The organism is Streptomyces sp. CBMA156, from assembly GCF_014596515.1.
Taxonomy (GTDB): domain Bacteria; phylum Actinomycetota; class Actinomycetes; order Streptomycetales; family Streptomycetaceae; genus Kitasatospora.
On sequence record NZ_MSJQ01000288.1, the window covers coordinates 1 to 10093 of the forward strand.

The 10093-nt window shown below is 75.1% G+C and carries 8 protein-coding genes; 6 read left to right on the forward strand and 2 right to left on the reverse strand.

Features of this window, described 5'->3' with window-relative positions:
* The 5 genes from BU198_RS24685 to BU198_RS24705 form a co-directional block, all read left to right on the forward strand.
* Window positions 1-3702, forward strand: a 3702-nt coding sequence (locus tag BU198_RS24685) for a non-ribosomal peptide synthetase (RefSeq protein WP_188299057.1), incomplete at its 5' end; no start/stop codon positions are given.
* Window positions 3703-3705: 3 nt separating this feature from the next.
* Complete coding sequence (locus BU198_RS24690) at window positions 3706-3921, forward strand: MbtH family protein (protein WP_188299058.1); 216 nt, start codon at window positions 3706-3708, stop codon at window positions 3919-3921.
* Between the two features lie 10 nt (window positions 3922-3931).
* Window positions 3932-5179, forward strand: coding sequence for a cytochrome P450 (locus BU198_RS24695; protein ID WP_188299059.1), 1248 nt, complete (start codon window positions 3932-3934; stop codon window positions 5177-5179).
* Between the two features lie 21 nt (window positions 5180-5200).
* Window positions 5201-5938: an SRPBCC domain-containing protein gene (locus BU198_RS24700; protein ID WP_188299060.1), complete on the forward strand. Its 738-nt coding sequence runs from the start codon at window positions 5201-5203 to the stop codon at window positions 5936-5938.
* An 18-nt stretch (window positions 5939-5956) separates the two neighbouring features.
* Window positions 5957-6145 (forward strand): hypothetical protein, encoded by a 189-nt coding sequence (locus BU198_RS24705; RefSeq protein WP_188299061.1) that lies wholly within the window; start codon window positions 5957-5959, stop codon window positions 6143-6145.
* Between the two features lie 78 nt (window positions 6146-6223).
* Here BU198_RS24705 and BU198_RS24710 read toward each other — a convergent pair whose 3' ends face one another.
* Complete coding sequence (locus tag BU198_RS24710; RefSeq protein ID WP_188299062.1) at window positions 6224-7726, reverse strand: FAD-binding oxidoreductase; 1503 nt, start codon at window positions 7724-7726, stop codon at window positions 6224-6226.
* Between the two features lie 345 nt (window positions 7727-8071).
* On the opposite strand from BU198_RS24710, the gene BU198_RS24715 reads away from it, so the two are divergent.
* Complete coding sequence (locus BU198_RS24715) at window positions 8072-9178, forward strand: hypothetical protein (RefSeq protein WP_188299063.1); 1107 nt, start codon at window positions 8072-8074, stop codon at window positions 9176-9178.
* Window positions 9179-9367: 189 nt separating this feature from the next.
* Here the strand turns inward: BU198_RS24715 and BU198_RS24720 are convergent.
* Window positions 9368-10093 (reverse strand): hypothetical protein (locus tag BU198_RS24720; protein WP_223244890.1); only part of this gene is annotated, 726 nt, incomplete at its 5' end.

A 10093-nucleotide genomic window follows, 5' to 3' on the forward strand; every position in this document is an offset into this window, starting at 1 on the left:
CCGGAGCTGCCGGTGCTGGAACCCGGCGAGGCCGGCCTGGCCGAACGGCTCGCCGCGGCGGCCCGGCGCGGGTTCGACCTGGCCGCCGAGCCGCCGGTCCGGGCCGAGCTGTACGCCCTCGCCCCCGACCGGCACGTGCTGCTGGTGGTCGTCCACCACATCGCCGCCGACGGCTGGTCGATGGGCCCGCTCTCCCGGGACCTGGCCGCCGCCTACGCGGCCCGCCGCAGGGGTGAGCAGCCGCGCTGGTCCCCGCTGCCGGTCCAGTACGCCGACTACACCCTGTGGCAGCGGGACCTGCTCGGCGACCACGCCGACCCGGACAGCCTGTTCGCCGGCCAGCTCGCCTACTGGAAGCAGGAGCTGGCCGGCCTCCCGGAGCGGCTCCAGCTGCCCGCCGACCGGCCCCGCCCCGCGGCCGCGTCCCAGCGCGGCGACCGGATCGAGGTCCGCCTCGACGCCGGACTGCACCGTGAACTCAGGGAACTGGCCACCGCGCAGGGCGCCAGCATGTTCATGGTGCTCCAGGCCGCACTGGCCGCACTGCTCACCCGTACCGGCGCGGGCACCGACATCCCGATCGGCAGCCCCATCGCCGGGCGGACCGACCAGGCCCTGGACGAACTCGTCGGCTTCTTCGTCAACACCCTGGTGCTGCGCACGGACACCGGCGGCGACCCGGCCTTCACCGAACTCCTCGCCCGGGTACGGCAGAAGGCGCTGGCCGCCTACGCCCACCAGGACGTGCCGTTCGAGTACCTGGTCGAGGCCGTCAACCCGGCCAGGTCGCTCTCCCACCACCCGCTGTTCCAGGTCATGCTGGCCCTGCAGAACGCCCCGGCCGGCGAGTTCGCCCTGCCGGGACTGGAGACCGGGTACGTCGAGGCGCCGACCGGCACCGCGCGGGTCGACCTGACGCTCAGCCTCGCCGAGCGGTACGACGCGGACGGCGGCCCGGCCGGCCTGGTCGGCGCGGTCGAGTTCGCCACTGACCTGTTCGACGCGGCCACCGTGGAGCGGCTGTTCGCCCGCTGGGAGCGGCTGATGCGCGCCGTGGCCGCCGACCCGCGGCAGCCGATCGGCCGGATCGACCTCCTCTCCGGAGCCGAACGCCGGCACCTGCTCGCGGAGTCCGACGACACCGCCGCCGGACAGCCCACGGCCGCCCTGCCCGAGCTGTTCGCCCGGCAGGTGCTCGCCACCCCGGACGCGGTGGCCGTCGTCGCAGACGGCGCCGAACTGACCTACCGGGAGCTCGACCGGCGCGCCAACCGCCTCGCCCGGGCCCTGGCCGGGCAGGGCGTCCGGCCGGAGACCCCGGTGGCGGTGCTGCTGGAGCGGTCGGCGGACCTGGTGGTGGCCGTCCTGGCGATCGTCAGGGCGGGCGGCGCCTACGTCCCGCTGGACCCGCGCTTCCCGTCCTCCCGGATCGACCTGATCCTGCGCGAGACCGGTGCCGCACTGGTGCTCACGGAGGACGTGCTGACCGCGCTGGTCCAGGCCGAGCCGGACGACTCCGACCCCCAGGTGCCGTGTGACGCGCGGCAGTTGGCGTACGTGATGTACACCTCGGGATCGACCGGACGGCCCAAGGGCATCGGCGTCACCCACCAGGACGTGGCGGCCCTCGCGCTCGCGCCCTGCTGGCGCGGCGGTGCCCACGAGCGGGTCCTGCTGCACTCGCCGACCGCCTTCGACGCCTCGACCTACGAGCTGTGGGTGCCGCTGCTGGGCGGCGGGACCGTCGTCGTCGCGCCGCCCGGCCGACTCGGACTCGACGAACTCCAGCGGTCCGTCACCGAGCACCGCGTCACGGGCCTGTGGCTGACCGCCGGCCTGTTCCGGCTGGTCGCCGAGGAACGCCCCGCCGTGCTCACCGGGGTCCGCGAGGTGTGGGCGGGCGGCGACGTGCTCCCGCCGGCCGCTGTCGCCCGGGTGCTCGCGGCCTGCCCCGGCACCGCGGTGGTCAACGGCTACGGTCCGACCGAGACGACCACCTTCGCCGCCCACCACCCGGTCCACACCCTGCCCGAACCCGGCGCGACCCTGCCGATCGGCCGCCCGATGGCCGGCATGCGGGCGTACGTGCTGGACGCCGCCCTCCGGCCGGTGCCCCCGGGAGTGATCGGCGAGCTCCACCTCGCCGGGGCCGGCGTCGCCCGCGGCTACCCCGGCCGGCCCGGACTGACGGCGGAGCGGTTCACCGCCTGCCCCTTCGGCCCGCCCGGCAGCCGGATGTACCGCACCGGCGACCTCGCCCGCCGGCTGCCCGACGGCATCCTGGAGTTCGCCGGCCGCGCCGACGACCAGGTCAAACTGCGCGGCTTCCGGATCGAACCCGGCGAGATCGAGGCCGCGCTCGCCGGCCTCCCCGGCATCGCCCAGGCCGCCGTCCTCGCCCGCGAGGACCAGCCCGGCGACCAGCGGCTCGTCGCCTACCTGGTGCCCGCCGCCGGAGCGGCCGTCCAGGTCGGCGACCTGCCCGACCGGCTGCGCCGCGAACTGCCCGAGTACATGGTGCCGTCCGCGTTCGTCGAGCTGGACGCGCTCCCGCTGACGGCCAACGGCAAGCTCGACCGGGCCGCCCTGCCCGCGCCCGGGCACGGCGAGGAGGGAGCCGGCCGCGGCCCCCGCACACCGCAGGAACAACTGCTGTGCGCCCTGTTCGCCGAGATCCTCGGCCGGGAGCGGGTCGGCGTGGACGAGGGCTTCTTCGACCTCGGCGGGCACTCCCTGCTGGCCGCCCGCCTCGTCTCCCGGGTCCGGGAGACCCTCGGCGTGGACCTCGGGCTGCGCACGCTGTTCGAGGCGCCGACCGTGGCCGGGCTGGCCGCACGGCTCGCGATGACCGACCCAGAGGACGCCTTCGACGTGCTGCTGACGCTGCGCCGGACGGGCGAGCGGCCGCCGCTGTTCTGCATCCACCCCGGCGGCGGCATCAGCTGGTCCTACGCCGGTCTGATGACCCACATCGGCCCCGAGTACCCGATCCACGCCGTCCAGGCGCGCGGCCTGGCCCGCCCCGAGCCCCTGCCCACCTCCTACCGGGAGATGGCGGCCGACTACGCGGACCGGATCACCAAGGCCCAGCCCGTGGGCCCGTACCGGCTGCTCGGCTGGTCGGCCGGCGGGCTCATCGCCCACGCGATCGCCTGCGAGCTCCAGGCCCGCGGCGAGCGCACCGAGCTGCTGGCCGTCCTCGACGCCTACCCCGTCCAGGGCGTGAGCTTCCAGGACGACCCGGTGCCCAGCGAACGGGACGTGCTGGTCGGCATCCTCGACTGCGACCCGGACGAGATCGGGGACGGCGAGCTGACCTACGCCGAGGTCGCCGAGTTCCTGCGCGGGCGCGGCAGCGCGCTGGCCGGGCTGGACGAGCGGCGCATCGAGGCCGTCGTCGAGATCATGATCAACAACGCCAGGCTGGCGCTCGCCCACGTCCCCGGCACGTACGAGGGGGACCTGCTGCTCTTCAACTCCACGATCGACCGGGTCGAGGACTCGGCCGGCGCCGGCAGCTGGCGCCCCCACGTCACCGGCCGGATCGACTCCCACGACATCACCACCCGGCACGACCGGATGACCCAGCCGGGCTCACTGGCCCAGATCGGACCGGTCCTGGCCGCGCGCCTCGCCGAACTCACCGAACTCGCCGGCGAAGCCGCCACCGACACCACCGCCACCACCACCCTGGAGGACTGACCCGTGACCAACCCCTTCGACGACCAGGACGGCACCTTCCTCGTGCTCGTCAACCACGAGAACCAGCACTCCCTCTGGCCGCAGTTCGCCGACGTCCCCGACGGCTGGACCGTCGCCCACGGCCCCGACACCCACGCCTCCTGCCTGGAGTACGTCGAGCACAGCTGGACCGACATGCGGCCCAGGAGCCTCGCCGACGCCATGGACGCCCGGCAGTAGCGCGGCCGAGGTGAACCCGACCGACACGACGGACGAGGCCCGCCCCACGGCGGGCCCGCCCCGGCCCGACGACCTCGCGGCGCTGCTGTACACGCCCGAGGTCCGCCGCGACCCCTACCCCACCTACGCCCGCATGCGCCACGAGAGCCCCGTCCACCGCGGCCCGCAGGGCATCTGGTACCTCACCCGCCACGCCGACATCGAGCCGGCCCTGAGCGACCTGCGGCTGTCCAACGACCGCGACCGGATGACCAGGGCCCTCGGCGCGCTGGGCGGCAACCTCAAGGACCTCAGCCGGCTCACCGACCGGCTCGGCCGGGTGATGACCAACACCGACCCGCCGGACCACGCCCGGCTGCGCAAGCTCGTCAACCGGGCCTTCACCGCCCGGCGGGTCGAGGCGCTGCGCGACGGCCTCCAGACCGTCGTCGACGGGCTCCTCGACGAGGCGCGGGCCGCCGGACCCGGCACGGACCTGATCGAGGACTTCGCCTCCCGGCTGCCGCTCTCCGTCGTCTGCGAACTCTTCGGCATCCCGCCCGAGGACCGGCCCCGGGTCAAGACCTGGTTCCGCCGCCTCGGCAACCTCACCGAGGACATCGCCGAGTCCGAGGCGGTGATCGACCAGTGCGAGGAGTACCTCGCCGAACTCGCCCGGCAGCGCCGGGCGGACCCGGGGGACGACCTGATCAGCGCCCTGGTCGCCACCCAGGCCCACGACGACCGGCTCACCGACGCGGAACTGCTCTCGACCTGCTACGTCCTCATCACCGCCGGCGACGACACCACCACCCACCTGATCGGCAACGGCACCCTCGCCCTGCTGCGCCACCCGGACCAGCTGGCCCTGCTGCGCCGGGACCCGGCACTGATCAGGACCGCCGTCGACGAGCTGGCCCGCTACGACACGCCGACCCAGGCGATCCTGCGCGTCGTCGCCGAGGACCTCCCGATCGGCGGGCGGACCCTGCGCGAGGGCGAGCTGGTCTACCTGTTCCTCGGCTCGGCCAACCGCGACCCCGAGCGCTTCGACGACCCCGACCGGCTCGACCTGACCCGCCCCGGCAACCGGCACCTGAGCTTCGGCAACGGCCCGCACTTCTGCCTCGGTGGCCCGCTGGCCAAGCTTCAGGCCGAGGTGGCCGTCGGGACACTGGTCCGCCGCTTCCCCCGGCTGCGGCCGGCCGACGAGGCGGTCCTGGACTGGCGCCCCAACCCGTTGCAGCGGCGGCTGACCGCCCTGCCGGTCACGTACTGACTACCGAAGGAGTTCCCGATCATGACCCGCGAGTTCCAGGTGCGGCGCGAGCAGCGGCTGCTCACCGCACCCGACCAGGTCTGGCACGCCGTCGCCACCAGCGAGGGCAACCTCGGCTGGCTCTACCCGATGGAGATCGAACCGCGCATCGGCGGAAACGTCTCCCGGGGCGGCGGCACCGTCGTGGAGTGGGAACCGCCGCACCGGTTCGCCGCCCGGGTGACCAGGGACGGCGGCTTCTCCAACACGCTCAGCTACCACATCGAGCCGCGTGAGGACGGCACGTCCCACCTGCGGATGGGAATCCACTGGGTGCACGAGGGCGTCGTCGACGACGGCTGGGACACCAGGGCGGACGCCGCCGAGAAGCACGTCGACTTCTACCAGCACAGCCTCGCCCAGTACCTGACCCACTTCGCCGGCCGCTCCGCCGCCTGTGTCAAGGCCGACCGGCCCCGGCCGACCGCCGACCCCGCCGAGTTCGCCGCCCTGCGGCACCGCCTGGGCGTCCCGGACGGCACGGCGGTGGGCGACCGGCTGGCGCTCGACCAGCCGGGGGAGGACGGCGGCCCGGTCGACGTGGTCGTGGACTACCTGACCCGCGACTTCCTCGGCCTGCGCGGCCCGGACGCGCTCTACCGGTTCTTCGACGGCAGCTCCTGGAACTGGCCGATCTGGGTGGGCCACCACCTGTTCGCGAAGGACGCGGACCCGGAGCGGGCCACCCGGGCGTGGACCGGCTGGCTCAACGACCGTTAACCGACCGGAGGACTTCCGATGGAAACAGTGCTCTTCGCCGCCGAACTCATCGAGGAGAACGGCACCTACAAGCTCGTCGTCCAGGACGTGGTGCGGGACACGGTCCAGACCACCCCCGTCCCCAAGTCCGCGGTCGACCGGCTGCCGACCTTCCTGTCGGTGCTCAGCTCCAAGCTCAACGTCCCGTCGCCACGCAGCGGGCGGTAGCCGCCGGTTCGGGGACGCGCCGCCGCCCGCCCTCGTCCGTACCGGTACGGACGAGGGCGGGCGGCGGGCCCTTCGGCGTCAGGCGGCCGCCACGGACTGGGGGAAGGCGAAGACGCCGTCCGGGTCGTAGCGGCGGGCCACATCCTTCAGCCGGGGCAGGTTCCCGCCGTAGTAGGCCCGGCCCCAGTCGGGCAGCATGCCGTCGATGTAGTTGACGTACGCGCCGCGGGCGCCCAGATCGGCCAGACCGTCGCGGATCGTGTTCACGGTGGCCCGGACCCGGTCCTCGTTGAGCGACGTGGCGGCGCCGTAGACCTGGGCGCTGGCGAGCGAGTCGCGGTGCGGGAACGCCGTGGCGTCCGGGGCGAGCCCGCCGACCGCGCCGCCCAGGGAGTCCAGCAGCAGGTCGACGCCGGTGCGGCCGGCCATCAGCGAGGTGACCCCCGCCGGATCGAGCGGCGCAGAGCCCAGCATCCGGGAGACCGCGACGAAGCCGGCCCGCGGCAGGACGCCGCCCTCCCAGGTGGGGTGGCACTGGGCGATGGTGTCGTTCGAGCAGCCCGCCATGAACTTCATCGCGCCGAGGTAGTCCCTGGGGGAGACGGAGCGCGAGCTCGGGGCGGTGCCGGCCGCCGCCACCAGGCGGTCGAGCAGCGGATCGGCACCGCTCGGGTCGCCCACGTAGCAGCCGACGATCCGGCAGCCGGGCGGCGTGCCGCCGGAGATCTGACAGCTGGCCCAGAGCTCGGACGGGGCCCCGGCCACCCACTGCTGCCAGGCCCCCAGCACCTCGGTCACCGAGCCGGCCGGGAAGGCGAGCACGAAGACGGTCAGGCCGGGCGCGGGGGCGGTGGCGAAGCCGAACCGGGTCACGACGCCGAAGTTGCCGCCACCGCCGCCGCGCAGCGCCCAGTACAGGTCGGGCTCCGTGGCGGGCGAGGCGGTGAGCAGGCGCGAGTCGGCGGTCACCAGGTCGGCCGAGGCCAGCCGGTCACAGGTCAGCCCGTACTTGCGGGTCAGCACACCGATGCCGCCGCCCAGGGTCAGGCCGCTGACCCCGACGGTCGGACAGCTGCCGCCCGGAAGCAGCCGGCCCGCCTGGGCCAGCGCCGCGTACACCTCGATCAGGCGGGCACCGGCGCCGACCTCGGCGGTCCCGTCGGGGTGCACCTGGACATCGGCCATCCGGCGCACGTCGATCACCAGGCCCCGGGAGGGGATGCTGTACCCCAGGTAGCTGTGGCCGCCGCCGCGGGCCGCGATCGGGATCCCGTGCCCGCGCGCCACGTCCAGGCAGGCCCGCACGTCGTCGGCCGACACGCACTGCGCCACGGCGGCGGGCGACTGACCGTCGTTCAGCGTGTTGTACGCGAGCCGGGCGGTCCCGTAGCCGGGGTCCGCCGGGAGCACCAGCCGGGTGCCCAGGCGTGCTCGCAGCGCCCGCCAGTCGGGCGGCCCGGCCGCCAGGCTGCGGGCGCGGGCCGGGAAGGCCACGAGCGCCCGGGCGGGGGCACCGCCGGTGGCCACCACCGTGGCGGCGGCGCCGAGGGTCGCGAGGAAACGTCGTCGGTCCATGGTCATGGCTCGCCCTTCTCCCGGCGGCCGGCGCCCGGTGCTGTCCAGCCGATCGTCACGCAGCGACGCCACGCGGGCCTGCGGAGCTGCGCCTTCCGGGAGCGCGGCGGCGGGCGGGACCGGGCGGACCCCGCGTGGATCCCACCTGGCCCCGTCTGGATCCCGTGTGGCGAACCGTTCGTCAACGACGTGGCTGGATTGCCATTCCGGCGGGCGGTTTGGCCTGGGAATCGGAGGCCTGGTGGACGACCGGCTGTCAGGTGTGAGCAGGGGCGTGCTAGACCGGATGTGTTCAGCACTCGGGGGCGTTCGCGTCGAACGCTCCGTCCCGTGTACGGCAGACAGGCGGCCATGACCCTTCGTCGTATGAGTTCACCGGAGCAGGAGGACGTTGCCCTCGGCGTGCCGCCGGTGCCCGCCGAGAACGTCCGGGACGAGCCGGCCGAGGCGAACGCCGCTGCGGCCGGGCTCGTGGCGGGGCTCCTGGAGGGGCGGCGCTCCGGTACGGACGACGAGACGGCAGACGCCGCCGAGGAAGCGATGAGCATGGATGAGCTGCCCCTGTGGGATGAAGACCCGGCCGTCGGACAGCCGGAGGGCCGGCCGGCAGCGGGAGCCGTGGACCTTCCGGACCTCGGAGCGCAGCTTCGCGAGGTGGCGCAGGCGTGGCAGGAGACCGTGCCCGACGGGCGCGGCACCGCCGACGACCTGCGCGCGGTCCTGGAGGCCGATGTGGAGGCCCTGCACGTCCGGTGGCAGAACGTCGCCTCGCTCCCGGACGGGGCGGAGCCGACGGCCGCCGCCGTGCCGGGCCGGGCGGATGCGCGCGGCGCGGCGGCCGCCGTCGACGCCGCGCTCCGCGACGCCGACCGGCACGCCGAATCCCTGACCGGTGTCCCCGAGTGGCAGCAGGTCCGCATCGTTCGTGACGCGGTCTCCCGGCTCTGGCACACGCTCGCCGAAAGAGCCGGTGAGTCCGCCGGCCGCCTCCTCGGCGACCAGCGGGTGTCCGAGTTCCTCCGCACCGTGTCGGTCCGCGCGTGCGAGACGATCGCCCGGCTCGCCCAGCTGGCGGCCGACCGCCTCCGCCGCGACCGGGTCGCGCTGCCCAGCGCGGAGGCCCTCCTCGCACTCGGCGCGGCGGCGGGCGTCTACAGCCGGTCCGTACGGCGGTCGAACGGTCTGCCCGCGGCGGAGGCGCTGCTGGTCCTCGGCAGCGGGCCCCGGCAGGAAGAAGCCCCGACGCCGTCGGCCGCCGAGGTGGACGTCCCCGGGCTGGTGGCCATGGGGCGCGCCCTCCGGAAGCCAGGACCCGCCATCCAGCTGTCGGCCACCGCCGCACGGCTGCGCTCCGGCGGCCCCGCCCAGGGGCGGCGAGGCGCTCCGGCGGCAGAGCAACCGGCGCACCTCACCCCGGGCGTGACGGAGCAGCGAGGGCGGAAGCCGCACCAGCGCTGAGAGGGCGTCCGCTCCGCTCGGCCGGAAGGGCCGCGGTGACGCGGTGACGGGGCGGCGGAGCAGCCGCAGTTCTCCGGGGATCTTCCTCGTGGAGGCCCCACAGCGCGTCCTCGCCGGCTTCGCACGAGGCCTTCACGCCCTGCCGGCAGTTCTGCGGGCAGGGCGTGAAGGCGTGGCGGGTGCCGGGGGTCAGGGCTGCTGCGGGTCGGTCCGCGGGGAGAGCCGGCCCGCGAGGCGGACCGCGGCGAGGACGACCGAGTACCCGACGGTGAACAGCAGCACCGGGAACAGGACGGCGGTCGGGTTCATGACGGTGTGGCCCACCAGCGTGGGGGTGATCAGGGGTGGCACGGCCAGGACGGCCGCGGTCAGGGCCGCGGAGCGGACCGTGCGGGTGGTGCAGGCGACGGCCGCGCCGGTGACCACGGGGGCGGCGAGGTGGAACACGGTGCGGAAGGCCGTCCCCCCGCCGGTGCCGTGGGTCAGGGCGAGGAGGACGTCCGAGGCCGCGAGCGTGAACACGACCGCCCACGGGACGGCGGAGCGGGGTCGGGTGGTGCGGTCCGGCGGGGCGATCAGCAGCACGAGGGCGTTGAGGGCGAACAGCGCGGCGTCGGCGCCGCCGAGACCGTAGGTGAGCGGGATGTGCACGCCGGGCAGTTCGGGGCGGACGAGGAGGCCGGGCAGTGGTGCCAGGACGACGGTGGCCGCCGCCAGGGCCCTGGCGGCGGTCCATCGGCCGGCCAGGGCCGTGACGGCCATCAGCGCCGCCGGGACGAGCAGCGCCAGCGCGGCGACGAGTGATCCGACGCGTGCCCCGCTGTCCGGGTCGGTGGCTGCCCGCACGGCCCACCAGAGGTGCACGGCGGCGTAGCTGCCGGCCAGTGCCGCGGCGAGCGGGGCCGCGGTGGCCAG